This window comes from Sphingomonas sp. NIC1, from assembly GCF_001638925.1.
GTDB lineage: Bacteria > Pseudomonadota > Alphaproteobacteria > Sphingomonadales > Sphingomonadaceae > Sphingomonas > Sphingomonas aquatilis.
In genome coordinates this window covers 981,014-1,006,620 of sequence record NZ_CP015521.1, presented here as the reverse complement: position 1 = coordinate 1,006,620, position 25,607 = coordinate 981,014, and the positions used below count along the sequence as shown (strand labels likewise).

Genomic DNA, 25,607 nt, shown 5'->3' with positions numbered 1-25,607 from the left:
CCTTCGCCCTGTCAGGTTAGTATCGTGCAGCCCGCGCAAATGGTCGATCCGAACTTTTGCACGCCTTTTGAGTTGCCAGCGCCGGCACGTGCCACTAGGGCCGTCGGCGGGCCACGCCGTCCCAACGCGGCGCGCGCTCTCTGTGAGGAGAGATACATTGACGGATACCGCCACCGCACCCGACGTTACGGGTGCGACCAAGCCGACCACCAAGCCGGTACGCCCCTTCTTCAGCTCCGGTCCTTGCGCCAAGCCTCCCGGCTGGGATGCGTCGAAGCTCGCTACCGATTCGCTCGGCCGTTCGCACCGCTCCAAGATCGGCAAGCAGCGCCTGCAATATTGCATCGACCTGATGCGCGAGCTGCTGAACCTGCCCGACACGCATCGCATCGGCATCGTGCCGGGTAGCGACACGGGCGCGTTCGAGATGGCGATGTGGACGATGCTGGGCGCGCGGCCCGTGACCGCGCTCGCCTGGGAAAGCTTCGGTGAAGGCTGGGTGACGGATGCCGTCAAGCAGCTCAAGATCGACCCCACGGTGATCCGTGCCGACTATGGCCAGCTTCCCGACCTCGGCCAGATCGACTGGACGAACGACGTGCTGTTCACCTGGAACGGCACCACCAGCGGCGTGCGGGTGCCGAACGCGGACTTTATCCCGGAGAACCGCGAGGGCCTGTCCTTCGCCGACGCGACCAGCGGCGTGTTCGCTTATGATATCGACTGGTCGAAGATCGATGTCGCAACGTTCAGCTGGCAGAAGGTGCTGGGTGGCGAGGGCGGTCATGGCGTCCTGATCCTCGGCCCCCGCGCGGTCGAGCGGCTGGAAAGCTACACGCCCGCCTGGCCTTTGCCCAAGGTGTTCCGCCTGGTGTCGAAGGGCAAGCTGACCGAGGGGATCTTCAAGGGCGAGACGATCAACACGCCGTCGATGCTGGCGGTGGAGGATTGCATCGCGAGCCTCGAATGGGCGAAGTCGCTGGGCGCCGGCGGGCTGATCGCGCGATCGGACGCCAATGCGGCGGCGCTCGACCGGATCGTCGAGACGCGCGACTGGCTCGGCCATCTGGCTGCGGACCCCGCATCGCGGTCGAAGACCAGCGTGTGCCTGACCGTGGAGGGCGCCGACGAGGCGTTCATCAAGGCGATGGCCAGCGCGCTGGAAAAGGAAGGCGCCGCCTTCGACGTCGCCGGATATCGCGATGCCCCCGCGGGCCTGCGCATCTGGTGCGGCGCGACGGTCGATACCGCGGATATCGAGGCGCTCGGCCCGTGGCTCGACTGGGCCTACGCGACCGCGAAGAGCGCCGCCTAAACCACCCACTTCGTCATTCCCGCGAAGGCGGGAATCCAGACACGCACGTCGTCGAAGGAGCCGCAACGTCAGCGGTTCTGGATCCCCGCCTTCGCGGGGATGACGACCGATATTTGAAGGGATAGCTCAATGCCCAAAGTCCTCATCAGCGACAAAATGGATCCCAAGGCCGCGCAAATCTTCCGCGAGCGTGGTGTCGAGGTCGACGAGATCACCGGCAAGACGCCGGACGAACTGAAGGCGATCATCGGCCAGTATGACGGCCTCGCCATCCGCAGCTCGACCAAGGTTACCAAGGACATCCTGGAGCATGCGACCAACCTGAAGGTCGTCGGCCGCGCCGGCATCGGCGTCGACAATGTCGATATCCCCGCGGCGAGCGCCAAGGGCGTCGTGGTGATGAACACGCCGTTCGGCAATTCGATCACCACCGCCGAACACGCCATCGCGCTGATGTTCGCGCTCGCCCGCCAATTGCCTGAGGCGGATGCCTCGACGCAGGCGGGCAAGTGGGAAAAGAACCGCTTCATGGGCGTCGAGCTGACCGCGAAGACGCTGGGCCTGATCGGTGCGGGCAATATCGGTAGCATCGTTGCCGACCGCGCGCGCGGCCTGAAGATGAAGGTCGTGGCGTTCGATCCGTTCCTCACCCCCGAACGCGCGATCGAGATGGGCGTCGAGAAGGTGACGCTCGACGAGCTGCTCGCGCGTGCCGACTTCATCACGCTGCACACGCCGCTGACCGACCAGACGCGCAACATTCTGTCGGCGGAAAACCTCGCCAAGACCAAGAAGGGCGTGCGCATCATCAATTGCGCGCGCGGCGGCCTGATCGACGAGGCGGCGCTGAAGGCGGGTCTCGATTCGGGCCATATCGCCGGCGCCGCGCTCGACGTGTTCGTCGAGGAGCCGACCAAGGCGTCGCCGCTGTTCGGCACGCCGAACTTCGTCAGCACGCCGCACCTGGGCGCGTCGACCACCGAAGCGCAGGTCAATGTCGCGATTCAGGTCGCCGAGCAGATGGCCGACTTCCTGGTGTCGGGCGGCGTCACCAACGCGCTCAACATGCCGAGCCTGTCGGCTGAGGAAGCGCCCAAGCTGAAGCCCTATATGGCGCTTGCAGAGAAGCTGGGTTCGCTGGTCGGGCAGCTCACCACCGGTGCGATCAGCCGCATCTCGGTGCATACCGAAGGCGCGGCGGCGGACCTTAATGCCAAGCCGATCGTCAGCGCGGTGCTCGCCGGGTTCCTGCGCAACCAGACCGACACGGTGAACATGGTCAACGCACCGCTGCTCGCCCGCGATCGTGGTGTCGAGGTGCGTGAGGTGCGGACCGAGCGTGAGGGCGATTACCACACGCTGCTGCGCGTGTCGGTGAAGACCGCGGACGGTGAACGCTCGGTTGCGGGGACGCTGTTCGGCGATCAGGCCCCCCGCCTGGTCGAACTGTTCGGCATCAAGGTGGAGGCTGATCTCGCCGGCCCGATGCTCTACGTCGTCAACGAGGACGCGCCGGGCTTCATCGGTCGGCTCGGCACGACGCTGGGCGAGGCGGGCGTCAACATCGGCACCTTCCACCTCGGCCGCCGTTCGGCAGGCGGCGAGGCGGTGCTGCTGCTCTCGGTCGACGAAGCGGTGAGCGCGGACCTGCTCGCGAAGGTGAAGGCACTGCCGGGCGTGAAGACCGCGATGGGCCTGGCGTTCTGATGATGGGCCGGGCAGCGCCGCGATACGGCGTTGCCCGGTCCCGCGGCTGGCGATAGGGCGGCGTGATCATGACTCCCCTGCTTCCCGAAGGTTTTCGCGACCGCCTGCCGCCCCATGCCGATGCCGCCGCGGCGATTGAGGCGCGCGCGCTGGAGGCGGCCCGCCTCTATGGCTATGAACGTGCCGATCCGCCGCTGGTGGAATATGCCGATGCGTTGGGATCGCGGTTGAAGGACGGCGCGCTGACCGATGCAGTGCGCTACGTCGATCCCGTGTCGCAGCGGACGCTCGCGATCCGGCCGGACGTGACCGCGCAGATCGCGCGCATCGCGGCGACGCGGATGGGGCATCATCCGCGGCCCGTGCGCCTGTCCTATGCCGGCCCCGTGCTGAAGCTGCGCAGCCCCGAACTCGCACCGGCGCGCGAATGGCGGCAGATCGGCTGCGAGCTGATCGGGCTCGATTCGATCCCCGCAGCGCAGGAAGTGGTGGCGGTCGCGGTATCGGCACTGACCGCGGCGGGGGCGAGCGGCCTGTCGATCGACTTCACCTTGCCCGATCTGGTCGATACGCTGGCCGCCGGGCCATTCCCGGTCGCGGCAGACAAGATCGACACGTTGCGCGAGCGGCTGGACGCGAAGGATGCCGGCGCGGTGGCGGCGCTGGCGCCGGACTATCTGCCGCTGGTCGAGGCGGCGGGGCCGTTCGCATCGGCACTGGAGCGACTGCGCGCCTTCGACCGCGATGGCGTGTTGGCGAGCCGGCTCGATGGCTTGGCCGCGATCGCCGCCGGCCTGGGGGACGGCGTCACGCTGACGCTCGATCCGACCGAGCGGCATGGCTTCGAATATCAGACGTGGCTGGGGTTCTCGCTGTTCATCGCCGGGGCGCCGCGCGAGGTGGGCCGCGGCGGGACCTATACCGTGATGCACGAAGGCGGGGCGGAGGAGGCTGCCACGGGCTTCTCGCTCTACGCCGACGCGATTCTGGCGACGGCGGGTCCGGTCGAGCGCCGCCGCCTGTTCCTGCCCTTCGGCACGCCGGCCGAGGCGGGTGCGGCGATGCGCGCGGCGGGCTGGGTCACGGTCGCGGCGTTGGAGGCGGACGATACGCCCCAGGCGCAGCTGGCGACGCACGTGTACGCGGACGGTACGGCGCGGGCGATCTAGTTCCAGAGATCGCTTCGTTCTCGCCCTCACCCTTTGACAGCCCAGGAGGCTGAGGGGGATCCACCACTACCCGGTTGACCCGCCGCACGCATGCCGGTAGCTGCGCCCTCGCATTTCAGGACCATCCGTTGCGCCGAGTCCTGTCGAAGGGCGCAAGGGATCACGCCGGCAGGCGGAGACCTGTATCCATGGCCAACGTAGCAGTCATCGGCGCGCAATGGGGCGACGAGGGCAAGGGCAAGATCGTCGACTGGCTCGCCGAGCGGGCCGACATGGTCGTGCGCTTCCAGGGTGGCCATAACGCCGGCCATACGCTTGTCGTCGGCGAGAACGTCTACAAATTATCGCTACTGCCGTCGGGCATCGTGCGCGGCACGCCGTCGGTGATCGGCAATGGCGTCGTGCTCGACCCCTGGGCGCTCAAGGCCGAGATCGAGCGGTTGGGCGAGCAGGGTGTCTCAGCGACGCCGGAAACGCTGCGCATCGCGGATACCTGCGCGCTGATCCTGCCGCTCCACCGCGACCTCGACGGGCTGCGCGAGGATGCCTCGGGCGCGGGCAAGATCGGCACTACGCGCCGCGGCATCGGTCCGGCGTACGAGGACAAGATCGGTCGCCGCGCGATCCGCGTGTGCGATCTGGCGCACCTTGACGATCTGGGGCCGCAGCTCGACCGGCTGCTGGCGCATCACGACGCACTGCGCGCCGGGTTCGGCGCGGCGCCGATCGACCGGGCGGGGCTACTCGAGGAACTGCGCGCGATCGCAGGCTTCGTCCTGCCTTTCGCCAAGCCGGTGTGGCGCGACCTCAACGAAGCGCGCGGCCGCGGCAAGCGGATCCTGTTCGAAGGCGCGCAGGGCGTGCTGCTCGACGTGGACCATGGCACCTACCCGTTCGTCACCTCGTCGAACACGATCGCCGGCACCGCGGCGGGCGGTTCGGGCTTGGGGCCGGCGGCGGTCGGCTTCGTGCTCGGCATCGCCAAAGCCTATACGACGCGCGTCGGATCGGGGCCGTTCCCGACCGAGCTGGACGACGAGACCGGTGAGCGGCTCGGCCAGCGCGGCCATGAATTCGGCACGGTGACGGGGCGAAAGCGGCGATGCGGGTGGATCGACACGGTTTTGCTGCGTCAGTCGGCCGCGGTCGGCGGCATTACCGGCATCGCGCTAACCAAGATCGACGTGCTCGACGGGTTCGAGACGGTGAAGATTTGCACCGGATACCGCCTGAACGGCGCGGAGCTCGACTATTTTCCGGCGCATGCCGCGGATCAGGCGAATGTCGAGCCGATCTACGAAGAAATGGAAGGCTGGCAGGAGTCGACGGCAGGCGCGCGCAGCTGGGCAGACCTGCCGGCGCAGGCGATCAAGTATATCCGCCGCGTCGAGGAGCTGATCCGCTGCCCGGTCGCGCTGGTGTCGACCAGCCCCGAGCGGGAGGACACGATCCTGGTCCGCGATCCCTTCGCCGACTGACGACATGAAAAAAGGGCCGGGTAGCCAAGCCACCCGGCCCTTTTTTAGGCGTTAGCCAAAGATTACGGGGTCGGCGTGGTGGTGCCGGTGGTGCCACCCATGCTGCCGCCCATCGTTCCGGTGGTCGACGTGCCGCCCATGGTGCCGGTCGTGCCGGTGCCACCCATCGTACCGGTGGTGCTACCCGTGCCGGTGCCGGTCATGCCGCCCATCGTGTCGGTCGTGCCCGGGGCGGGGGTGGTGGTCGTCGTCGAATTCGTCGTGCCGGTCGTGCTGCCGTTCATGCCGGCGGTGCCGCTACGGCCACGCTTCATCGACTTGGACGAACGGCTTTGCGTTGTGGTGGTGGTGGTGCTCTGGTCGGTCGGCGACGTGGTCGTCGTCTGGCCACCCATGGAGCCGGTGGTCGAACCGCCCATCGTGGTTTGGGCGAAAGCGGCGGTCGGGATCAGCATGGCAGCTGCCATGATCGGAAGGACCTTACGCATTGTTCTCTCCTGCAAAAATTGCTTGACCCCAACGGGTTAGCATGGAGAGTGTTCCGCCCTTCGCGGCCTCAGCCGCCCATCTGGCCCCGGTGAAGCAACGCTTGGTCCGCTAAAACCAATGCCGTCATTGCCTCGACCACGGGCACGCCGCGGATGCCGACGCAGGGGTCGTGGCGGCCTTTCGTGGCGATTTGCGTCTCCTCGCCGGTGCGCGTGATCGTGTCGACGGGGGTCAGGATCGAGCTGGTCGGCTTGAACGCGACGCGCAAGGTGACCGGCTGGCCGGTGGCGATGCCGCCCGCAATGCCGCCTGCATGGTTGGCGAGGAAGCGGGGGCCGGTATTGCCGGCGCGCATCGGGTCGGCATTCTGTTCGCCGGTCAGCGCGGCGGCGGCGAAGCCGTCTCCGATCTCGAAGCCCTTCACCGCATTGATGCTCATACAGGCCGACGCGAGTTCGCTGTCCAGCTTGGCATAGAGCGGCGCACCCCATCCGGCCGGCACGCCGGTCGCCTCGCATGCCACGATCGCGCCGACGGACGACCCGGACTTGCGCGCCGCATCGACGATCGCTTCCCAGCGGGCGGCGGCGGCAGCGTCGGGGCAGAAGAAGGGGTTGGCGTCGATCTGCGCATCGTCGAATGCGGCGTAATCGATCCGGTCGCCGCCGATCGCCTCGACCCAGGCGCGGATTTTGACCTGCGGGATCACCGCCCGCGCCACCGCGCCCGCCGCGACCCGGCTCGCCGTCTCGCGCGCCGACGACCGCCCGCCACCGCGGTAATCGCGAAAGCCATATTTGGCGTCATAGGCGTAATCGGCATGGCCGGGGCGATAGGCGAGCGCGACCTCGGAATAATCCTTCGAGCGCTGGTCGACATTCTCGATCATCAGACTGATCGGCGTGCCGGTCGTCTTGCCGTCGAATACGCCGGAGAGGATGCGCACCTGATCGGGCTCGCGCCGCTGCGTGGTGAAGCGGCTGGTGCCCGGGCGGCGCTTGTCGAGCCAGGGTTGGATGTCGGTCTCGCTCAAGGCGATCCCCGGCGGGCACCCATCGACGACCGCCCCGATCGCCGGCCCGTGGCTTTCACCCCAGGTGGTGAAGCGGAACAGATGGCCGAAGCTGTTGATGCTCATTGCGATGCCCCCAGTCGCGCAAAGGCGGGTGCATGCGCCGCCTCGCCCCGCACGCCGCACGGGATCAGTCCGCCCTGCAGCGGCAGCGCCATGAAATAGTCGCCCGCATAGGGCGACGCGAACCCGCTCGCGACATCGGTGGCGAAGCCGAAGCGGGTGTAGAAGGCCGGTTCGCCGAGTGCGAAGCAGAGCACGATACCCGCCGCCTCCAGCTGCTCGACCCCGGCGGCGACCAACGCCTCCGCCACGCCCTGTCGGCGCCATTCCGGCGCGACGGCGAGCGGGGCCAGCGCGACCGCAGCAACGGACTTGCCGCCGACGTCGACCCGCATCCGGCTGAACGCGACAAGGCCGGCCAGCGCACCGTCGATCTCGGCGACGAGGACGAGCACCATGTCGCCCTCCACGCACAGGTCGCGGACCAGCGTCGCCTCGTCGGGTGCCGGGAAACAGTCGCGCAGCAGCGCGTCTATCGCGGCGACGTCGCGGCCAGCGGCGGGGCGGATCGTCGGCATCACGCCAGCGCGATGTCGGGCGCGTCCTCTGCCTTCATGCCGATGACGTTATAACCGGCGTCGACATGGTGGATTTCGCCGGTGACGCCCGCCGACAGATCGGACAGCATGTAGACGCCCGCGCCGCCGACATCCTCGATCGTCACGATGCGACGCAGTGGGCTGTTCAGCTCGTTCCACTTCAGGATGTAGTTGAAATCGCCGATGCCGCGCGCCGCCAGCGTCTGGATGGGCCCGGCCGAGATGGCGTTGACGCGGATGTTTTCCGGGCCGAGGTCGACCGCGAGATACTTCACGCTCGTTTCCAGCGCGGCCTTGGCGACGCCCATGACGTTGTAATGCGGAATGACCTTTTCCGCGCCATAATAGGTGAGCGTCAGGATCGACCCGCCCTGCGGCATCATCGCCCGTGCGCGCTGCGCGACGGCGACCAGCGAATAGGCCGAAATGTTCATGGTCATCAGGAAGTTGTCGAGCGTGGTGTCGTAGAACTTGCCACGCAGCTGCGACTTGTCGGAAAAGCCGATCGCATGGACGACGAAGTCGATCGTCGGCCATTCCTGCGCCAGCGCCGCGAAGGTCGCATCCAGCGCCGTCATGTCCGACACGTCGCAATCGAACAGGCGGGCGACACCGAGCTGTTCGGCGAGCGGACGCACGCGCTTTTCCATCGCGGCGCCCTGATAGGAAAAGGCAAGTTCCGCGCCCTGCTGCGACAATTGCTTGGCAATGCCCCAGGCCAGCGACTTGTCGTTGGCGAGGCCCATGATCAGCCCCCGCTTGCCTGCCATCAAACCCGTCACGCGCTCATTACCTTATCCTGTGGTCGCGGCCTCCTGTAGCGCCGGTTCGGGGGGTTCCGCCAGTGCTGCGTTGAGATGGGCGCCGAAGACGAGGCCCAGACCGATCAGATAGAAGAACAGCAGCATGACCACGACGCCCGCGAGGCTGCCGTAGGTGAGGTCGTAGCCGCCCAGCTGGCTAAGAACGAGCGGCAGCAGCGCGGTCATGCTGACCCACCAGCCTGCCGTGAACAGCGCGCCTGGCCATTTCGGGCAGTCGCTGTGGCGATATTTGCCCGGCGTCACCGAGTAGAACAGCAGGTAGAGTGCCCCGAACATGATGAGGCCGGGGATGAGGCGCGACAGGCCGACCCAGCCCGCGGCGTCGCGGGCGAAGGGCAGCAGGCGATAGATGAACTGTTCGGCCGCGGTCAGGATACCCTGCACCAGGAAGCTCATCAGCGCGATGATGACCGACAGGATGATGACGCCCGACGACGACAGGCGTGATCGCCAGAAGGGCACGCTGGCCTTCACGCCATAGGCGCGGTGAAAGATGTCGCGGATCGTCTCGACGAAGCTGCCGACGGTCCACAGACCGACGAGGCCGCCGAGCCACAGCAGCGATCCCGTCCGCGCGACAAGTACGTCGGCGATCGGCTTGCGCAGGATATCGGCGACGTTGGGCGGCAGGACGTGGAGGAAGGAACTGACCGCACGCTGCGTTTCCGCGCTCTGCCCCAGCAACGACAGCACCGCCGCCGCGGTGATGAAGAACGGAAACACCGTCATCAGCGCGAGATAGGCGAGATTGCCGGCGTGGATGAAGCCATCGTTGAACACGCCGAGTCCCGCCCGCTTCACGACCTCGATCGCGGCGGGGCCGGGCTTCAGCTTGGCCAGTTGATGACGGGCGCCCTTTCGCAGATGCGCACGGGCTTCGGGGGTCAGGGCTGTCGTATCGGTCACTACCCCCGTCAGACGCCCATCGCGGCGCGCGGGTTCCGTGGGTCCTGCCATCCGTCGGCAAACTGTTGCAACGCTGCATCATCGGACGGAAGGTCGATCATCAGCGTGACCAATTGGTCGCCGCGGCTGCCGTCCTTCTTGTGGAAGCCCTTGCCCTTGAGGCGCAGCGTCTTGCCCGAGCTGGTGCCCTTGGGGATCGTCAGCATCACCGCCTTGTCGACGGTCGGCACGCGCACCGCGCCACCCTTCACCGCCTCGGTCAGCGTGATCGGCAGGTCGAGCCGCACGTCGTCGCCGTCGCGTGTGAAGAAGCGATGGCCCTGCACCTCGATCGCGACGATCGCGTCGCCCGCGCCGCCCGGGCCGGGTTCGCCCTTGCCGGCGAGCTTCATCTGGGTGCCCGTCTCGACCCCGGCGGGCAGCTTCAGGTCGATCGCCTTGCCGTCGCCCAGCGTCACGCGCTGCGGCGCCAGCGTGGCCGCGTCGACGAAGGGCACCTGCAACCGGTAGGTGATCGTCGCGCCCTTGGGCTGCGGGCGGCGGCCGAAGCCGCTGGCGAAGCCGCCACCACCGCCCCGCTGTGCGCCGCCGAACAATCCTTCGAAAATGTCGCTCATGTCGGCGTCGCCCGCGCCAAATTCGAAGCCGGCGCTGCTGAAGCCGCCGCCCGCATTGGTGCGCCCGCCGCCAGGCCGCGCACCGCCGCCGAAACCGAAGGGCGAGGCGGGGTTGCCGTCGCCGTCGATCTCGCCGCGATCGAAGCGCGCGCGCTTGTCCTTGTCGGTCAGCAGATCGTAGGCGCCGGTCACCTGGCTGAAGCGTTCGGCCGCCTTCGGATTGTCCTTGTTGCGGTCGGGATGCAGCTCTTTGGCGAGCTTGCGATACGCCTTCTTGATGTCGGCCTCGGACGCGCCCCGCGCGACGCCCAAAGTCTGATATGGATCGGCCATTGGTTCCCCGTTGGTGTATTATGAACCTATGTGGGGGAGGCCGCGCCGCAACGCAATCGGTGGCTGCTTCGTTGGTGGGTCATCGAGGAGAGTGACGATGACCGACACACAGCCCACGCAGGCGATGAGCACGGATCGCGGCGGATCGAACGACGGCGTCGAGGCGCCGGGCGGCAAGTCCGCGAGCGAGAGCAACGGCGGCGCGTATCCGAACCCGCATACGGGCAAGGACACGAAAGACCGCGACGGGGTCGGCGGTGGCTTCCTGGGTCATGGCGGGCAGAGCGGGATGGATTATTCCGGCACGGGTGATGGGGATACGGACGAAGATGTCGGCAACGCGAATGCGGTGACGAAGTAGTCCCGGCTCCCTAACCTTCGTCATCCCGGCGCACACCGGGATCCATGGTCGCGATGGGGCCGATGGCGTGCGCAACGTCGGCGGCTTCCTGTCCATGGATCCCGGCGTGCGCCGGGATGACAAACTAGGGGTCAGGTGAGCGGCGCCACGTCCACGCTGACCGACATGCTCTGCGCCTGCGAGCCCAGCACCACACCATCGACCGGCGCGATCTCGGCATAGTCGCGGCCGACCGCCATCACGATATGGTCGCCCGCCATCCAGATGCCGTTAGTGGGATCGAGCCCGATCCAACCGCGCAACGGGCCGCACCACAACAGCACCCAGGCGTGCGTCGCGTCCGCCCCGACCAGCCGCGGCTGCCCCTCCGGCGGGATGGTGCGGATATAGCCGCTGGCATAGGCCGCGGGCAGGCCGGCGGCGCGCAGGCCGGTGATCATGATCTGCGCGAAGTCCTGGCACACGCCCTTGCGCTGCCGGAACGCCTCGCGCGGGGGCGTATCGACCAGCGTCGCGTGCGGATCGAAGGCGAAATCGCGCTGGATGCGGCGGGCGAGCGCGATCCCCGCCTCCAGGCTGCCGCGGTCGGGCGCGAGGTCCTCCGCGCAATAGGCCGCGATGTCGCGGTCGAGCGAGATGAGGGGCGAGGGGAACAGGTAATTCGCCGGCCCCGCCGCCGACAGATCGCGGCTGGCGAGCGCCAGCGCGGCGATCTCGCCCAGCGTGGGGTCGTCGGCGGCGGGCACAGGCACCAGCCGGTCGACCGTCAGGCGTGCGACGCTCTCGATCGTCAGGCTGCGCACCGGCGTATCGACCACCAGTCGCGTGACATGGGCGAGACCCGCTTCGGCAAGGCCCGTGCTCGTCCGCCCGGCGGGCTCGACGGTCAGGCGGTAATCCTCCAGCACCTGCCCCGGCCAGTCGATCGGCTTCAGCCGCAGGTTGCAGCGGGCGAACTTGACGTTGCCGCCATAGTCGAACCGGGTGACGTGGCGGACGTCGTAACGCATCGGGTTGGTAGTCATGCCAGAGTGAGGCCCACGGCGCGCAGCGGCTCGGCGCCTTGCAGGAAGTAGCGGCGCGCGATCGCGTCGGACAATTGCGCAAGGCGCCGCTCGATATCGCCCAGCGCATCGGCGTCGATCGCCGCCGCATCGGTCATCGCCAGCGTCGCCGCGAGCGCGGCGGCGTGGCTTTGCTGCGGTTCGGGCATGCCGTCGTCGCTCAGCACCGGCAGGTCGGCGAGCCGCTGGGTGATGCGCTCGGCCTGATAGGCGAGGCTGCGCGGATTGCCGGGATCGAGCGCGACGAGATCGACGACGGGGACGCGCGCGATGCCGGTCAGATACCGCTGGCGATAGCTGATCTGGCTGTCGGCGAGGTCGAGCAGGGTCGACAGATCGTCCGCGGTCGCGCCGGGCATGCCGAACAGCCGCAGCGCGCGCGTCATCGCGATGGCGCGTTCGATACGCCGGCCGATGTCGTGGAAGCGCCAGGCCGCGGTGCGCCCCATATGCTCTGCCGACAGGCCGAGGATTGCGGCATAGCGGCGCTGGAGCGAGCCCGCCCGGTCGAGCATGCCGCGATGGGTGGGGAAGGGCGCTTCGAGCAGCCGCATCATATCGGCGGACAGGCGGTCGCGCGATCCTTCGCCGATGCTACGCGCCAGGCGGTTGATCTTCGCGACCGAATGCCAGCCCTCGTCCTCCATCGCGATGCGCGCGAAGGCGGTGAGGTCGCCGCGGCGCATCGAATCGGGATGGGGCGCCGCACCATTGCCTGCGATCAGGCCGACCAGCTTGGCGACGGTGGCGTCGGACAAGGCCGCCCCGCCGTCCGCCGCGATCGAATGGCCCAGCATCACGCGGATCGCCGCGAGAAGTGCCTCGCCGCGCTCCAAGTAACGGCCGAGCCAATAGACGTTGTCGGCGACGCGGCTGGGCAGGGTGCCGGGGTTGCGGCGGACGTTGTGCGAATCGGGGGCGGGGAGGAGCGAGACGGGCTCCACCGCCTCGGCGCCATGGACGCAGACGTCGGCGGACCACAGGCCTTCGCCCAGCACGCTGGCGCGCGGGTCGGTCGCCTCGCCGATGCGGGCGAAACCGCCGGGCATGACCGTCCAGCCGCCGCTCGCGTCGCGCGCCGCGAAGACGCGCAGCGTGAAGGGGCGCGGTTCCAGCGTATCACCGATGACGACGGGCATGGTCGACAGGCGGACGATTTCTTGCCCGACATAATCCTGCGGGCGCCGATCCATGTCGGCGAGGAGCATCGCCCTGGCGTCGTCGTCCAGCTCGCCGCCATGCACGGTGCGGCCCTGCGGCAACCCGAGCGGGGCGGGACCGAAGGCAGTGCCGATCAGCATGCGGTCGAGGTCTTCGGCGACGCGAGCGCGCTCGGTCGGCTGGCCGCACCACCAGGTCGCGATATTGGGCAGATGCAGGCTCTCGCCCAGCAGCCGCGTTGCGAGCTGCGGCAGGAAGGCGCCGAAAGCCGGTGCCTCCAGCACGCCCGCGCCCGGTGCGTTCGACAGCACGACATTGCCCGCGGCATACGCATCGATGAGGCCGGCGACGCCGATCTGCGAGTGGGAATCGAACGCCAGCGGATCGAGCATGCGCGGATCGACCCGTCGCCACAGCGCGTCGATGCGCTTGAGGCCTGCGATGGTGCGGACGTAGAGCTGGTTTTCGAGCGCGGCGAGGTCGGCGCCCTCGACGAGCAGCAGCCCGAGATAGCGCGCGAGATGCGCCTGTTCGGGATAGCTCGGGTTATACCGCCCCGGCGTCAGCAGGCCGATGCGTGGGTCGGCGCGGCGGCACATGGCGGCAATGCCGGCGCGGAAGGCGGCGAAGAAGGGCGCATGCCGCTGCACGTTGAGTCGCGCTTGCAATCCGCCAAGCGTGCGGCTGACCGCCAGCCGGTTCTCGAGCGCATAGCCGGCGCCTGCGGGCGCGCGCAGGTGATCGGCGAGCACGCGCCATTCGCCGGTCGGCCCGCGGCCGAGGTCGATCGCGATGAAATGCAGATGCTTGCCGCCGGGCGGATCCAGCCCCACCATCGGCCGCAGGAAATAGGGGCTGCCGGTAACGAGCGCCGCCGGGATCAACCCGCGCTCGACAAGGCGCTGCGGGCCGTAGAGATCGTCAATCACCGTCTCCATCAACTCGGCGCGCTGCGTGACGCCGCGGGCGATGCCGGCCCATTCGTCTGCCTCGATCAGCAGCGGCACCGGACTGACCGGCCAGGGGCGCTCGTCCGCCTCGCCGATGATGCGAAAGCCGGTGCCGATGTCGGCGGCGTGGCGACGCACGCGTTCGCGGACATGGTCGAGGTCGTCGGAGGCGACGCTGGCAAGTTCGGCGAACATCGCGCCCCAGGCAGGATCGCCGCTGTCGCACAGCACGTCGCCGCCGCGCGTGCGCGCGCAATAGTCGGCGATCCAGCGCCGGGCATGCGTCTCGGCATCGAATATGGGCGCCGCCTGCGTCGCCATCGCTGTCCGTTCGTCCCCCGCCTTTGGTGCGGCGCACCGTCTACACATGCTGGGGCGGATGCAACAGGGATGTGCCGTCACGTCCTCCCTCGGCAACGCCGGGGGAGGGGGATCGTTCGCGAAGCGAATGGTGGAGGGGGCGGTTCCGCACTCGACCAGTAAGCCGTATCCTCCCCCTCCGTCACCGCTTCGCGGTGCCACCTCCCCCTGGCGGGGGAGGAATTGAACGCCTCACACGTCCGGCAGCACCTGATCCGCCACGCCCCAGCCGGCCAGCGCCCGCGACGTCGCGCGCTTCAGCAGTTCGTTCGCGTCGCGGACGGTCCAGCGCGCCGCCGTGTCGATGTCGCGCAGCTCGGTCCACGACACGGGCGCCGACACCGGTGCGCCGGCCCGGGCCCGCGCCGAATAGGGCATGATCGCGGTGCTGCCACGCTGGTTGCGCAGATAGTCGATGAAGATGCGGCCCTTCCGCTTCGCCTTGGTCGCAACCGCGACGAAGCGGTCCGGCTCCGCCGCGGCCAGCGCGCGCGCGAAGCGGTCGGCGAAGTCCTTCACCGCGGGCCATTCCGCCTGGGGCGTGAGCGGCACGACGACATGGACGCCTTTGCCGCCCGACAGCAACGGGAAGCTGACGAGGCCGATCTCGGCAAGCTGCGCGCGGACGTGATCGGCGGCCGCCTTGGTGTCCGCGAAGCCCAGGCCCTCGTCGGGGTCGAGATCGATCACCAGTCGGTCGGGCATCTCGATCGCGTCGACGTGGCTCCCCCAGCCGTGAAATTCGATGCCGCCCATCTGCACGCAGGCGACCAGACCGTCCGCACTGTCGACGTAGAGGTAGGGCTCGACGCTGCCGTCCTTTTCGCGCACGTCGACATGGTGGACGTGTTCGCCGAAGCTGCCCGCGTCGTGCTTCTGGAAAAAGCATTGTTTGGCGCGGCCTTGCGGACAACGGACCAGGCTGAGCGGGCGGCGCGCGACCCAGGGCAGCATGATCGGGCTGAGCGCCGCGTAATAATCGGCGAGCTCGCTCTTGGTGACGTTGCTTTCGGGGAAGATCACGCGGTCGCGATTGCTGACCTTGACGTGGATCGCTGGCGTGTCCCCTTGGTCGGGGGCGGGTTCGGGCACTTCCACGACGACCGTATCGGCGGGTTTGTCGCAGCGCAGGCCCAGGAAGCTCGCGTGGCGCAGCAGGCCATCGGGCGTCGTTTCGGCAAAGGCGATCTCCGCGACCAATTCGGGGCGAACCCAGCGCGCGCCGCGGATGGCGGCCCGGAAGGGCTTCAGCGCGGTCGCGTCGACCGGTGGTGCGTCCGTCTTGAGCGTCGCAAGGCGTTCGGCCAGATCGTCCATCGTCGCGGTATCGAAGCCCGTGCCGACCTTGCCGGTGTAGCGCCAGCTCCCTGCCTTGCCAGCGCCTTCGCGCACGCCCAGCAGCAGTGACTTGAAGCCCCGCCGCTTGTCGGACGGCACCCAGCCGAGGATGACGAATTCCTGGCGTCGCGTGCATTTCGCCTTCAACCACGTCCGGTTGCGGCCGCCGGTATAGGGCGCATCGGCGCGTTTCGACACGACGCCTTCCATCCCCTCGCGACACATCGCATCGAACAATTGCTCGCCCGAGCCCAAGACGTGTTCGGAGAATTGCAGCCGTCCGTCGTCGCCGACGATGCCGCGCAGCCGCTCCTTGCGCTCCACCGTCGTCAGGCCGGTCAAATCCTCGCCGTCGAGCGACAGCAGATCGAAGGCAAACAGCGTCATCGCGCCGCCCGCACCGATCGCGTCCTTCAGCGTCGAGAAATCGGGCTTGCCATCCTTGAACGCGACGATCTCGCCGTCGATCAGCGCGGAGGACACGGGGAGGGCGGCGGCAGCTTCTGCTATCCCCCCAAATCTGTCCGTCCAGTCGAGGCCGTTGCGGGTGTAGACCTTGGCTGTTCCATCCGCGACCGCGACGAGGGCGCGATAGCCGTCGTATTTCATCTCGTGCACCCAGCCGGCGCCGGCGGGCACGCTGTCGACCAAGGTGCAGAGTTGGGGGTTCTGGAAGGCGGGGAGTTTGGCCTTCTTGCCCTTTTTCGCACGCGTCGCGCGCGGGGCTGCCCCTCCACCACCCGCTGCGCGGGCGGTTCCCCTCCCATGCGAAGCAGGGGAGGACTTACCGTCGGCGATCTCCGCCATCGTGCGGCCGGTTGCGACGCTGGTGAGGCCTTCCTCGACCAACGTGTCCGTCCCGCCGGCGTGAGCGTCGTCGATCTTACGCAACAGCCAATTCTCGCGCTTTTCCTTGCCGCGCGGTTTCAGGCGGATCAGCAGCCATTCGCCCTTCATCCGCTCGCCATCGAGGACGAAGTGGAGATGGCCCTTCTCAATGTCCTTGGCGGACTTGCCCGCGACTGGCGCCCAGGTTCCGCGGTCCCACAGCATCACCGTGCCGCCACCATATTCCCCTTCGGGGATCGTTCCTTCGAACGTCGCATACGACAAAGGATGGTCCTCGGTCCGCACCGCGAGCCGCTTTTCGTCGGGATCGAGGCTGGGGCCGCGCGTCACCGCCCAGCTTTTGAGGACGCCGTCCGCTTCGAGGCGGAAGTCCCAATGGAGGCGGGTGGCGTCATGCTTCTGGACGATGAAGCTGTTGCCGTTGCCGGGCGCGAGCGTACCCGCCGGCTCCGCCGTCTTCGCGAAATCGCGCTTGGCGTTGTAGCGGGCGAGCGGGTCCGTCTCAGGCACGCTTCTTCGCCGGGGCGCGTTTGGCGGGGGCCTTCTTCGCGGCGGGCTTTTTCGCCGGCGCGGCCTTGGCTGCCGACCCGCCCGATTTCTCCATCGACTTCTTCAGCGCCGCCATCAGATCGACGACGTTGCTGCTCTTGGCGGGTGTGTCGTCGTCGGCCTCCTCGATCACCTTGCCCTTGGTCTTGCGCTTGCGCTCGATCAGGTCCTTCAGCGCATTGACGTAGCGGTCGTGGAACTCCTGCGGATCGAAAGCGCCGCTTTTCTTGTCGATCAGCGCTTCGGCAAGGTCGAGCAGTTCGCTGTCGGGCTTGGCATCGGGGATCTCGCGGAAATAGCTCTGCGCCTTGTTCACCTCGTCGGCGTAGCGCAGCGTTTCCAAAACCATACCGCGGCCGCACGGCTTCAGGCTGACGACATATTCGCGTCCGCGCATCGCCAGCTGGCCGAGGCCCACCTTCTTCGTCCGCCGCAGCGCCTCGCGCAGCACGATAAACGCCTCTTCGGCCAGATCGTCCGCAGGCACGACGAAATAGGGTTTTTCGTAATAGAGGACGGGAATCTCGTCGGCGTCGACGAACTGGGTCAGCTCCAGCGTCTTCTTCGATTCGAGCTTCACCGCGTCGATCTCGTCCTGTTCCAGCAGCACGAACTCGCCCTTCGACACCTCATAGCCCTTCATGATCTCGTCGGTGTCGACGGGGCCGACGCCGGTGACGACCTTCTCGTAATGGATCGGCTTGCCGCTGGGTTCGTGGATCTGCTTGAAGGCGACGCTGGCACCGCTTTTCGTCGCCGAATAGATTTCGACCGGTATCGACACCAGCGCGAGCCGGATCTGTCCTTGCCAATAGGCGCGTGCGGGCATTGCGAGGGCTTTCCGTTGCGGAAGCGATTCAATTCATGGGAGAAAGAGTCGTTCCCGCCAATTCCTCCCCCGCCAGGGGGAGGTGGCAGCGCAGCTGACGGAGGGGGAGGGCAGCGGTGTCCTATAAATGACGTGCGCCGTTCACCTCCCCCTCCGTCACGGCTTCGCCGCGCCACCTCCCCCTGGCGGGGGAGGATTTTTGTTTGCTGCCATTTTCCGCTAAGGGGCCGGCCATGGCCGACAATCCCTTCGCGCTGTTCGATGCCTGGTATGCCGAGGCGAAAGACAGCGAACCCAATGACCCCAATGCGATGGCGCTCGCGACCGTCGATGCCGCCGGGCAGCCGTCGGTGCGCATGGTGCTGCTGAAAGGGCATGGCCCCGACGGCTTCGTCTTCTATACCAATCGCGAAAGCCGCAAGGCGGGCGATCTGGCGGCGGTGCCCAAGGCGGCGCTGCTGTTCCACTGGAAGTCGCTGCGCCGGCAGATTCGCATCGAGGGCGCGGTAACGCGGGCAACGGACGCCGAGTCGGATGCGTATTTCGCGTCGCGCGGCCGCGATTCGCAGCTGGGCGCCTGGGCATCGGACCAGTCGCGGCCGCTCGATACGCGCGAGACGTTCGAGGCGCGCTTCACCGAAATGCAGGCCCGGTTCGAGGATGGGGACGTGCCGCGGCCGCCGCATTGGGGCGGCTATCGCGTGACGCCGCAGGCGATCGAATTCTGGCAGGATCGTGCGCATCGTCTGCACGAACGCCGCCTGTTCACGCGGACCGATTCGGGCTGGACCGAAGGATTGCTGTTCCCATGACGCGCGACGAACAACGCCGTTTCCTGCCGCTGGCGACCCGCGCCGCGCTCGCCAGCGTCAGCATGGCCTGCTTCCTGCTGGCGCTGAAAAGCTTCGCGGCCTGGCACACCGGATCAGTCGCGATGCTCGGCAGCTTGGCCGACACCGCGCTCGATCTGCTCGCCAGCCTCGTGACGCTGTACGGCGTGCGGCTCGCGGCGACGCCGGCGGATCACGATCATCGCTTCGGCCATGGCAAGGCGGAGGCGCTGGCCGCTCTGTTCCAGGTCGCGCTGATCACCGCATCGGCGGCGGGCATCGCATGGCGCGCGATCACCGCGCTGGGCGAGAACGGGCCGACGGCGGACGCCGAATTCGGCATTGGCGTGTCGCTGATCGCGATCGTCGCGACGATCGTGCTGCTGTGGTATCAACGCCGCATCATCCGATCGACGGGTTCGGTCGCGATCATGGCGGACAACGTCCATTATCAGTCCGACGTGCTGCTCAACGGATCGGTGATCCTGGCTCTGGTGGTCGACCAGTATCTGGGTTGGCACAAGGCGGACCCGATCTTCGGTATCGCGATCGCGCTGTGGCTCGCCTGGGGGGCATTCCAGGCGTCGTCCAACGCGATCGACCAGCTGATGGACAAGGAATGGCCCGAGGATCAGCGCGCCGCCTTCCTCGACGTCGCCGCGCGCCAGCCGGGCCTCAAGGGCATCCACGATTTCCGCACGCGCCGCTCGGGCAGCCACGACTTCGCGCAATTCCACATGGAAGTCGATCGCAACCTGACGGTCGGCGCGGCGCATGACATCGTCGAGGGCGTCGAGCGCAACCTCAGGCAGATGTTCCCGAAGGTGGAGGTGCTGATCCACCTCGATCCCGAGGGCCATGTCGATACCGACAATCCGCTGGTCGAGGCCGACGTGACGCCGCACTGGTTCGGCAAGCGGGTCGGCTATTGATGCGCATCCCCTTCGCCCAGATCGATGCCTTTGCGGAACGCGCGTTCGGCGGCAATCCGGCGGCGGTGATGCCGCTCGCCGCGTGGTTGGCCGATGACGTGCTTCAGCAGATCGCGAGCGAGAACAACCTCAGCGAGACGGCCTTCATCGTGCCGCACGACGGGGAGGACGCCGATTTCGATCTGCGCTGGTTCACCCCCGCCGCCGAGGTGGCGCTGTGTGGCCATGCGACGCTGGCGAGCGGGCATTTCGTGCTGTCATCGGATGCGGCGCTGACGCGGGTGCGCTTCGCGACGCGGCAGGCGGGCATCCTGGAGGTGGCGCGCGATGGCGACCGCTATCGCGTGGCGCTGCCGGCATGGGGACCGAGCGCGAAGCCGTTGGACGGCGTCGTCGCGGCGCTGGGCGTGACCGATCCAGTCGAGACGCTGTGGCATGACAAGGGCTATGCCGTGGTCGTACTCGCCGACGAGGCGGCGGTGCGCGCCGTCCGCCCCGACGATCGCGCGCTGACCGCAGAGGGCCCGATCGTCGCGATCGTCACCGCGCGGGGACAGGCGACAGACATCGTCAGCCGTGCCTTCACGCCTTATTACGACATTTCCGAAGACCCGGTGACGGGTGCGGCGCATGCGGTGGTCGTGCCCTATTGGGCGCAGACGCTGGGGTGCGATCGCTTCACGGCGTATCAGGCGAGCAAGCGCGGCGGGCTGCTCTCCTGCGCGTTGGAGAGCGAGCGTGTGGTGCTGGGCGGGGCCTGCGTGACGGTGATCGAGGGGACGTTTCTGCTGCCGTAGGGTGGCCACATTTCGTCATCCCGGCGAACGCCGGGATCCATGGACGCGATGCCGCTGATGGTTCGTGTCTTACCGTCTGACCCGCAACCATGGATCCCGGCGTTCGCCGGGATGACGAAGGGAAGGGCAGGCCAGCGCGCGGAGGCCTACCGCTTCCGCCCCTTGGTCATCGGATCGGGTTTCTTCGGCTTCACCCATCCTGCCGGCGGTTCGACCTGCTGGCGACTCGTGCCGAGGCCCATCGCACCGGGCTGTTGGCGCGTCAGGCCGGCGGGGTCCGCGTCCTCGCCGCCGGCGCGCAACAGGCTGATGCGGTCGCGCAGTTCCGCGGCGCGTGCGAAATCGAGCGCTTCCGCCGCTGCCTCCATTTCCGCCTGCAGCGCCGCGATCGAAACGGTCATGCCGCCGCCGCGAGCGCTGCGGCTTCGGTCGCTGCGATCCAGCCGCCGCCGAGTACCCGGTCGCCAGCGTAGAGCACCGCCGCCTGGCCCGGCGCGACGCCATATTCGGGCGCATCGAACAGTAGGCGGTCGCCCGCCAGTCGCGCCGGCACCGGCTTGGCCATCGAACGCACCTTGGCGGTGAGCGGCCCGTCATGGTCGCCGCCGATCCAGTTCACGCCGCTCAGTCGCGCCGCCGCCACCGCCAGCGCCGCGCGGGGGCCGACGACGACCTGCCGGCTCGCGGCATCGACCCGCACGACATAGAGCGGTTCGGGACTGCCGCCGATCTCGAGGCCGCGGCGCTGGCCGACGGTGAAGTGGATGATGCCGCGATGGGTGCCGAGCTTCGTACCGTTGAGGTCGACGATATCGCCTGCCGTGTCAGCCTCGGGCCGCAGCTTGCGGACCAGCCCGGCATAATCGCCGTCGGGGACGAAACAGATATCCTGGCTGTCCGGCTTGCCGGCGACCGAGAGGCCCATCTCCGCCGCGATCTCGCGCACCCGCGCCTTGGGCAGGCCGCCGAGCGGAAAGCGCAGATAATCGAGCTGCTCCTGCGTCGTCGCGAACAGGAAATAGCTTTGGTCGCGCGCGGGATCGGCGCCGCGATGTAACTCGGCGCCAGCGGCCCCCGCGACGCGACGGACATAATGGCCGGTTGCAAGGCAGTCCGCACCGAGATCGCGCGCCAAAGCGAGCAGGTCGGTGAATTTGGGGCCGGTGTTGCACTGAACGCAGGGGATCGGCGTCTGGCCGGCGAGATAGGCGTCGGCGAAGGTATCGACCACCGTCTCGCGGAATCGGCTTTCATGGTCGAAGACGTAATGCGCGATGCCCAGCCGGTCGCAGACGGCGCGTGCGTCGCGAATGTCGCGGCCCGCGCAGCAGCTGCCCGAGCGCCCCGTCGCCTCGCCATGATCGTAAAGCTGCAAGGTCACGCCGATCGTCTCGGCGCCGGTGCGCGCGGCGAGCGCCGCCACCACCGAACTGTCGACGCCGCCCGACATGGCAACGACGATGCGCCGCGCGGACAGGGGGGCGGGCAGCTGGAAATCCGTGTCGTCCATAACGGTCTTCTCATACGCCGATGGCGGTGGAACCGCAAAGTAAGGATGGTTCACATATTCTTGCACCGGGCTTTACCCGACCTTCACCCGAACCGGGATAAAGCCGTTTCTCCTTAGTGAGTAACACGAGTGCAGCCGCGTTGGATCTCAGCTTTCCCGGTTTCGACAGACGTAGCGAAGTCAGCCGGCTTCCCCGCGATCTGTCCGCGGCCGTGGCGGATGTGGCGACGCGGCAGGGTGTGCCACCGGCGCTCCGTTCCGACATGCGGAGCGGCCGGACGGGACATCGCTCACGGCTGCTGCACCCGCTCGACTGTGCCTTCAACGGCACGGTGGCGATGCTGCTGCGGACGTTGACCGGTGCCGGGACCGGCGATGCTCACGAACATGAAGACGGCGTTTACCTCGGCGTTTCAGCCGATCTTCAAGACCGTGTCGCTAAGGACAGTGCTGCTTTCAGAGAGGGGGCCCCCCGCCCCGATCGAGGTTGAATGATGATTGAAAATCAGAAAATCCGCCCCGCCAAGGTCATCGGCCCGCTCGGCGAATCGCTGACGCTCGATACGCTGCCGCCGCCGTCGACGACGCGCTGGGTGGTACGCCGGAAGGCAGAGGTGGTCGCCGCGGTGAACGGCGGGCTGCTGACGGTGGACGAGGTCTGCACGCGCTACGGCCTGACCGTCGAGGAATTCGCCGGCTGGCAGCGCGCGATCGACCGGTCGGGCATGCCGGGCCTGCGCGTCACGCGCATCCAGCACTATAAGTCGTTGTACGAGCGCCAGCAGAAATATTGAGCGATATCGTACGCTAGACCGAAACGCGTGCGGAACATTTATCCGGCCTCATGAGTCTTTCCGCCAGAGCCCACGCCGGGCGATAAACGGAGGGACTTATGGGTATCATTCTTTGGCTCATCATCGGCGGTGTCATCGGTTGGCTCGCCAGCATCATCATGCGCACCGACGCGCAGCAGGGCATTTTCCTGAACATCGTCGTCGGTATCGTCGGCGCCTTCATCGGCGGCCTGATCATCTCGGGCGGTTCGATCAACAACGCGCCGCTCAACGTCACGTCGTTCCTGGTGTCGCTGCTGGGTGCGGTGATCCTGCTCGGGATCGTGAACCTCGTGCGTCGTGGCAGCGTGCGCTAAGCGCCGCTTCCCCCTCGAAGGTTGAAGAAAGGGCCGTCCGGGCAACCGGGCGGCCTTTTTCTGTGCGCGTGGGAGGCGGGACGCCCCACCGGATCGCCCCGATACCGTTCGCCCTGAGCCTGTCGAAGGGCACCTAGCCACGAACGTGCCGCCTGAGGCGTCCCGCCCTTCGACAAGCTCAGGGCGAACGGGTCAGCGATGTCGTGCGATGCCACAACTCCCTCATCCGATGTGCGCGGAATGATGGGCGGCGGCAGTGTAAACCGTCGCCCCCAGCTTCACCTCACTGCAACAGGTAGCGCACCGACAGCGTGACGGTGACGTCCTTCTCGCCCGGTGCGATCTCGGTGGCGGCATCCGCCTTCATCGCGCGGACCATCATCGGCACGACCGGCGATCCGCCGTCGTTCTGGCCTGCTTCGGCAATCGAAATGACGCGCACCACGCGCATGCCGGCCGCCGACGCATACAGATCGGCACGCGCGCGGGCGCGCTTCACCGCATCGGCGCGGGCTTCGTCCAGCGCGGCATCGGGCTTGTCGATCGAGAGATTGGGGCCCTCGATCTGGTTCGCGCCTTCCGCGACCAGCGTATCGAGCACGGTGCCGGCGCGCGCGACATCGCGGAAGCGGACGCTGACCGTGTTGGTCGCCTGATAGCCGGTGATGGCCGGCGGCTGGCCGTCGGTGTAGCGATATTGCGGGTTGAGGCCGACGTTCGACGTCGCGATGTCGCGGGGCGCGATGCCCGCGCGCTTCAGGCCCGCCATGACGCGCGCCATGCGCTGCGCATTGTCGGACAGTGCGGCGGCGGCGGTCGGCGCCTGCGACACGACGCCGGCACGGATCGTCGCAATGTCGGGCACGCGCGTCGTGCGGCCTTCCGCCTGGATGTCGAGGATCGTGCCCTGCGCGGGCACCAGCGGCTCGACCGTGGTCGGCAGGCTCTGCGCGTGCGCGGCGCCCGTCATCGTCACCAATCCGGCGGCGGCTCCGGCCAGCGCGGTCCAATATTTCATCGCAAGACTCCCGTTGTTGCGTGTGGGGCGGTCTTTGCCGCCGATAAGGTCAACCGTTGCTGAACGACGTCGATCCGTTGCGTAGATCAATGGCTTGCGGCATGACGCGGCGACCGTGCCGCCCATCGTCGCGACCAGGGCTTGAGTGCGGTGATATATTCCGATAACACAGTGCGACGGGTACAGGCCGGACGTAAGCCGGGACGGGGATGGGACGGGCATGAACGAATATAACGGGTCGATCGGTCACGAAGAGCGGATGGCGCTGCCGGGCGAACCGGCGCCGTCGGGCCGCGGACGGACGATCGTCATCACCGTGATCGTGATCGCGCTCCTCGGCGTGCTCGCCTATGTCATGTTCGGGCACAAGAAGGCCGATCCCAACGCCGGCAAGAAGACCGAGCAGATGCCGGCCGTCACCTATGTGGTGCCGGGGCGCAAGACGGTGGATCGCACGATCAACGCCACCGGTACGCTGGCTGCGCGGCGCGAGATGCCGGTCGGCGTCGCGGGCGAGGGCGGCATGATCACCCGCGTGCTGGTCGAGCCGGGTCAATGGGTGAATGCGGGGCAGGTGCTCGCCACCGTCGACCGTTCGGTGCAGACGCAGACCGCGCAGAGCCTGGCTGCGCAGGTCGCGGTTGCACGATCCGACCAGACGATCGCCCAGGCCGAACTCGACCGCGCCCAGCAGCTGGTCGACCGCGGCTTCATTTCCAAGGCCGATCTGCAGCGCAAGGCCGCCACGCGCGATGCCGCCGCCGCGCGCGTGCAGGTCGCCGCTGCCGGCTTGCGCGAAGCCCAGGCACGCAACGGCCGCCTCGATATCCGCGCGCCCGCCGCGGGCCTCGTCCTGACGCGCCAGGCCGAACCCGGGCAGATCGTCAGCGCCGGTTCGGGTGTGCTGTTCCGCATGGCACAGGGCGGCCAGATCGAAATGCGCGCGCAGCTCTCCGAAGCCGATCTCGCCACGCTCCACACCGGCGCACGGGCGCAGGTGACGCCGGTCGGCAGCGATCGCAGCTTCGCCGGCGAGGTGTGGCAGGTGTCGCCTGTGATCGACACGCAGACGCGGCAGGGCATCGCCCGCGTCGCGCTGCCGTACGACCCGGCGCTGCGTCCGGGCGGCTTTGCCTCGGCGACGATCGTCGGCGGTGCGGCGGTGGCGCCGCTGCTCCCCGATTCGGCGATCCAGAGCGACGACAAAGGCAGCTTCGTCTATATCGTCGGCAAGGACGACAAGGTCGAACGCCGCAACGTCAAGATCGGCCAGGTGTCGGATGCGGGCGTGACGATCACCTCAGGGCTGGACGGCAGCGAGCGTGTGGTGCGGGCGGCGGGCGGCTTCCTCGTCCCGGGCCAGAAGGTGAAGCCGGTCGTGGGAAAGGCGAGCTGAC

At 67.9% G+C, this 25,607-nt stretch carries 24 protein-coding genes; 11 read left to right on the top strand and 13 right to left on the bottom strand.

Annotated elements, in window-relative coordinates:
- Positions 1–157: 157 nt before the first annotated feature.
- From A7E77_RS04830 to A7E77_RS04815, 4 genes are all read left to right on the top strand, one after another.
- Positions 158–1,315: a phosphoserine transaminase gene (locus A7E77_RS04830; protein WP_063686246.1), complete on the top strand. Its 1,158-nt coding sequence runs from the start codon at positions 158–160 to the stop codon at positions 1,313–1,315.
- A gap of 129 nt (positions 1,316–1,444) precedes the next feature.
- Positions 1,445–3,022: a phosphoglycerate dehydrogenase gene (serA, locus tag A7E77_RS04825; protein ID WP_063686244.1), complete on the top strand. Its 1,578-nt coding sequence runs from the start codon at positions 1,445–1,447 to the stop codon at positions 3,020–3,022.
- Between the two features lie 68 nt (positions 3,023–3,090).
- The gene (locus tag A7E77_RS04820; protein WP_063689719.1) at positions 3,091–4,191 is read left to right on the top strand and encodes an ATP phosphoribosyltransferase regulatory subunit; all 1,101 of its coding nucleotides are present in this window, start codon (positions 3,091–3,093) and stop codon (positions 4,189–4,191) included.
- Between the two features lie 188 nt (positions 4,192–4,379).
- Positions 4,380–5,669 (top strand): adenylosuccinate synthase, encoded by a 1,290-nt coding sequence (locus A7E77_RS04815; RefSeq protein WP_063686242.1) that lies wholly within the window; start codon positions 4,380–4,382, stop codon positions 5,667–5,669.
- A gap of 62 nt (positions 5,670–5,731) precedes the next feature.
- On the opposite strand, the gene A7E77_RS04810 is transcribed toward A7E77_RS04815, so the two are convergent.
- From A7E77_RS04810 to A7E77_RS04785, 6 genes are all read right to left on the bottom strand, one after another.
- Positions 5,732–6,157 (bottom strand): hypothetical protein, encoded by a 426-nt coding sequence (locus A7E77_RS04810; RefSeq protein WP_063686240.1) that lies wholly within the window; start codon positions 6,155–6,157, stop codon positions 5,732–5,734.
- Between the two features lie 68 nt (positions 6,158–6,225).
- Positions 6,226–7,296, bottom strand: coding sequence for a chorismate synthase (gene aroC / locus A7E77_RS04805; protein ID WP_063686238.1), 1,071 nt, complete (start codon positions 7,294–7,296; stop codon positions 6,226–6,228).
- Positions 7,293–7,811 carry a GNAT family N-acetyltransferase gene (locus tag A7E77_RS04800; protein ID WP_043061213.1) on the bottom strand — a complete coding sequence of 173 codons (519 nt, stop codon included), beginning with the start codon at positions 7,809–7,811 and terminating at the stop codon, positions 7,293–7,295. The genes aroC and A7E77_RS04800 overlap by 4 nt, the downstream gene beginning before the upstream one ends.
- The gene (fabI, locus tag A7E77_RS04795; protein WP_078462230.1) at positions 7,811–8,614 is read right to left on the bottom strand and encodes an enoyl-ACP reductase FabI; all 804 of its coding nucleotides are present in this window, start codon (positions 8,612–8,614) and stop codon (positions 7,811–7,813) included. The genes A7E77_RS04800 and fabI overlap by 1 nt, the downstream gene beginning before the upstream one ends.
- A gap of 12 nt (positions 8,615–8,626) precedes the next feature.
- Positions 8,627–9,613 (bottom strand): YihY/virulence factor BrkB family protein, encoded by a 987-nt coding sequence (locus tag A7E77_RS04790; RefSeq protein ID WP_018250645.1) that lies wholly within the window; start codon positions 9,611–9,613, stop codon positions 8,627–8,629.
- The gene (locus A7E77_RS04785; RefSeq protein ID WP_043061215.1) at positions 9,571–10,512 is read right to left on the bottom strand and encodes a DnaJ C-terminal domain-containing protein; all 942 of its coding nucleotides are present in this window, start codon (positions 10,510–10,512) and stop codon (positions 9,571–9,573) included. The genes A7E77_RS04790 and A7E77_RS04785 overlap by 43 nt, the downstream gene beginning before the upstream one ends.
- A gap of 97 nt (positions 10,513–10,609) precedes the next feature.
- On the opposite strand from A7E77_RS04785, the gene A7E77_RS04780 reads away from it, so the two are divergent.
- A complete protein-coding gene (locus tag A7E77_RS04780) occupies positions 10,610–10,873 on the top strand; it encodes a hypothetical protein (protein ID WP_063686234.1) in 264 nt (87 codons plus the stop codon).
- Between the two features lie 131 nt (positions 10,874–11,004).
- Here A7E77_RS04780 and A7E77_RS04775 read toward each other — a convergent pair whose 3' ends face one another.
- From A7E77_RS04775 to A7E77_RS04760, 4 genes are all read right to left on the bottom strand, one after another.
- A complete protein-coding gene (locus tag A7E77_RS04775) occupies positions 11,005–11,883 on the bottom strand; it encodes a transglutaminase family protein (RefSeq protein WP_063686232.1) in 879 nt (292 codons plus the stop codon).
- A gap of 11 nt (positions 11,884–11,894) precedes the next feature.
- The gene (locus A7E77_RS04770; RefSeq protein ID WP_063686230.1) at positions 11,895–14,369 is read right to left on the bottom strand and encodes a circularly permuted type 2 ATP-grasp protein; all 2,475 of its coding nucleotides are present in this window, start codon (positions 14,367–14,369) and stop codon (positions 11,895–11,897) included.
- Positions 14,370–14,600: 231 nt separating this feature from the next.
- Positions 14,601–17,105, bottom strand: a complete 2,505-nt coding sequence (gene ligD / locus A7E77_RS04765) for a DNA ligase D (protein ID WP_063686228.1) — start codon at positions 17,103–17,105, stop codon at positions 14,601–14,603.
- The gene (locus A7E77_RS04760; RefSeq protein ID WP_063686226.1) at positions 17,098–17,973 is read right to left on the bottom strand and encodes a Ku protein; all 876 of its coding nucleotides are present in this window, start codon (positions 17,971–17,973) and stop codon (positions 17,098–17,100) included. Before A7E77_RS04760 ends, ligD begins: the two co-directional genes overlap by 8 nt.
- A gap of 233 nt (positions 17,974–18,206) precedes the next feature.
- Between A7E77_RS04760 and pdxH the strand changes: the two genes are divergently transcribed.
- The 3 genes from pdxH to A7E77_RS04745 are packed head-to-tail and all read left to right on the top strand — an operon-like array spanning position 18,207 to position 20,532.
- On the top strand, positions 18,207–18,785 hold the full coding sequence (pdxH, locus tag A7E77_RS04755) for a pyridoxamine 5'-phosphate oxidase (RefSeq protein WP_063686220.1): 579 nt from the start codon (positions 18,207–18,209) through the stop codon (positions 18,783–18,785).
- Complete coding sequence (locus tag A7E77_RS04750; RefSeq protein ID WP_017979898.1) at positions 18,782–19,735, top strand: cation diffusion facilitator family transporter; 954 nt, start codon at positions 18,782–18,784, stop codon at positions 19,733–19,735. Before pdxH ends, A7E77_RS04750 begins: the two co-directional genes overlap by 4 nt.
- Positions 19,735–20,532 (top strand): PhzF family phenazine biosynthesis protein, encoded by a 798-nt coding sequence (locus tag A7E77_RS04745; protein ID WP_063686219.1) that lies wholly within the window; start codon positions 19,735–19,737, stop codon positions 20,530–20,532. Before A7E77_RS04750 ends, A7E77_RS04745 begins: the two co-directional genes overlap by 1 nt.
- Before the next feature lie 146 nt (positions 20,533–20,678).
- Here the strand turns inward: A7E77_RS04745 and A7E77_RS04740 are convergent, their stop codons facing one another.
- Both A7E77_RS04740 and mnmA read right to left on the bottom strand, forming a co-directional pair.
- Positions 20,679–20,933, bottom strand: coding sequence for a UvrB/UvrC motif-containing protein (locus A7E77_RS04740; RefSeq protein WP_063686217.1), 255 nt, complete (start codon positions 20,931–20,933; stop codon positions 20,679–20,681).
- A complete protein-coding gene (gene mnmA / locus A7E77_RS04735; protein WP_063686214.1) occupies positions 20,930–22,042 on the bottom strand; it encodes a tRNA 2-thiouridine(34) synthase MnmA in 1,113 nt (370 codons plus the stop codon). Before mnmA ends, A7E77_RS04740 begins: the two co-directional genes overlap by 4 nt.
- 494 nt (positions 22,043–22,536) lie before the next feature.
- Here mnmA and A7E77_RS04730 point away from each other — a divergent pair, with 494 nt between their 5' ends.
- Positions 22,537–22,836, top strand: coding sequence for a DUF1153 domain-containing protein (locus A7E77_RS04730; RefSeq protein WP_024310369.1), 300 nt, complete (start codon positions 22,537–22,539; stop codon positions 22,834–22,836).
- A gap of 98 nt (positions 22,837–22,934) precedes the next feature.
- Positions 22,935–23,192 carry a GlsB/YeaQ/YmgE family stress response membrane protein gene (locus A7E77_RS04725; RefSeq protein ID WP_017979892.1) on the top strand — a complete coding sequence of 86 codons (258 nt, stop codon included), beginning with the start codon at positions 22,935–22,937 and terminating at the stop codon, positions 23,190–23,192.
- A gap of 283 nt (positions 23,193–23,475) precedes the next feature.
- Here the strand turns inward: A7E77_RS04725 and A7E77_RS04720 are convergent, their stop codons facing one another.
- On the bottom strand, positions 23,476–24,210 hold the full coding sequence (locus A7E77_RS04720) for an SIMPL domain-containing protein (RefSeq protein WP_063686212.1): 735 nt from the start codon (positions 24,208–24,210) through the stop codon (positions 23,476–23,478).
- Between the two features lie 220 nt (positions 24,211–24,430).
- Here A7E77_RS04720 and A7E77_RS04715 point away from each other — a divergent pair, with 220 nt between their 5' ends.
- Positions 24,431–25,606, top strand: a complete 1,176-nt coding sequence (locus A7E77_RS04715; protein ID WP_063686210.1) for an efflux RND transporter periplasmic adaptor subunit — start codon at positions 24,431–24,433, stop codon at positions 25,604–25,606.
- Position 25,607 lies beyond the last annotated feature (1 nt).

Coding starts and splice junctions, on each gene's coding strand:
- serA (WP_063686244.1), top strand. CDS start 1,445: ATGCCCAAAGTCCTCATCAGCGACAAAATGGATCCCAAGGCCGCGCAA.
- A7E77_RS04820 (WP_063689719.1), top strand. CDS start 3,091: ATGACTCCCCTGCTTCCCGAAGGTTTTCGCGACCGCCTGCCGCCCCAT.
- A7E77_RS04815 (WP_063686242.1), top strand. CDS start 4,380: ATGGCCAACGTAGCAGTCATCGGCGCGCAATGGGGCGACGAGGGCAAG.
- A7E77_RS04810 (WP_063686240.1), bottom strand. CDS start 6,157: ATGCGTAAGGTCCTTCCGATCATGGCAGCTGCCATGCTGATCCCGACC.
- aroC (WP_063686238.1), bottom strand. CDS start 7,296: ATGAGCATCAACAGCTTCGGCCATCTGTTCCGCTTCACCACCTGGGGT.
- A7E77_RS04800 (WP_043061213.1), bottom strand. CDS start 7,811: ATGCCGACGATCCGCCCCGCCGCTGGCCGCGACGTCGCCGCGATAGAC.
- A7E77_RS04790 (WP_018250645.1), bottom strand. CDS start 9,613: ATGGCAGGACCCACGGAACCCGCGCGCCGCGATGGGCGTCTGACGGGG.
- A7E77_RS04785 (WP_043061215.1), bottom strand. CDS start 10,512: ATGGCCGATCCATATCAGACTTTGGGCGTCGCGCGGGGCGCGTCCGAG.
- A7E77_RS04780 (WP_063686234.1), top strand. CDS start 10,610: ATGACCGACACACAGCCCACGCAGGCGATGAGCACGGATCGCGGCGGA.
- A7E77_RS04775 (WP_063686232.1), bottom strand. CDS start 11,883: ATGCGTTACGACGTCCGCCACGTCACCCGGTTCGACTATGGCGGCAAC.
- A7E77_RS04770 (WP_063686230.1), bottom strand. CDS start 14,369: ATGGCGACGCAGGCGGCGCCCATATTCGATGCCGAGACGCATGCCCGG.
- A7E77_RS04760 (WP_063686226.1), bottom strand. CDS start 17,973: ATGCCCGCACGCGCCTATTGGCAAGGACAGATCCGGCTCGCGCTGGTG.
- pdxH (WP_063686220.1), top strand. CDS start 18,207: ATGGCCGACAATCCCTTCGCGCTGTTCGATGCCTGGTATGCCGAGGCG.
- A7E77_RS04750 (WP_017979898.1), top strand. CDS start 18,782: ATGACGCGCGACGAACAACGCCGTTTCCTGCCGCTGGCGACCCGCGCC.
- A7E77_RS04745 (WP_063686219.1), top strand. CDS start 19,735: ATGCGCATCCCCTTCGCCCAGATCGATGCCTTTGCGGAACGCGCGTTC.
- A7E77_RS04740 (WP_063686217.1), bottom strand. CDS start 20,933: ATGACCGTTTCGATCGCGGCGCTGCAGGCGGAAATGGAGGCAGCGGCG.
- mnmA (WP_063686214.1), bottom strand. CDS start 22,042: ATGGACGACACGGATTTCCAGCTGCCCGCCCCCCTGTCCGCGCGGCGC.
- A7E77_RS04730 (WP_024310369.1), top strand. CDS start 22,537: ATGATTGAAAATCAGAAAATCCGCCCCGCCAAGGTCATCGGCCCGCTC.
- A7E77_RS04725 (WP_017979892.1), top strand. CDS start 22,935: ATGGGTATCATTCTTTGGCTCATCATCGGCGGTGTCATCGGTTGGCTC.
- A7E77_RS04720 (WP_063686212.1), bottom strand. CDS start 24,210: ATGAAATATTGGACCGCGCTGGCCGGAGCCGCCGCCGGATTGGTGACG.
- A7E77_RS04715 (WP_063686210.1), top strand. CDS start 24,431: ATGAACGAATATAACGGGTCGATCGGTCACGAAGAGCGGATGGCGCTG.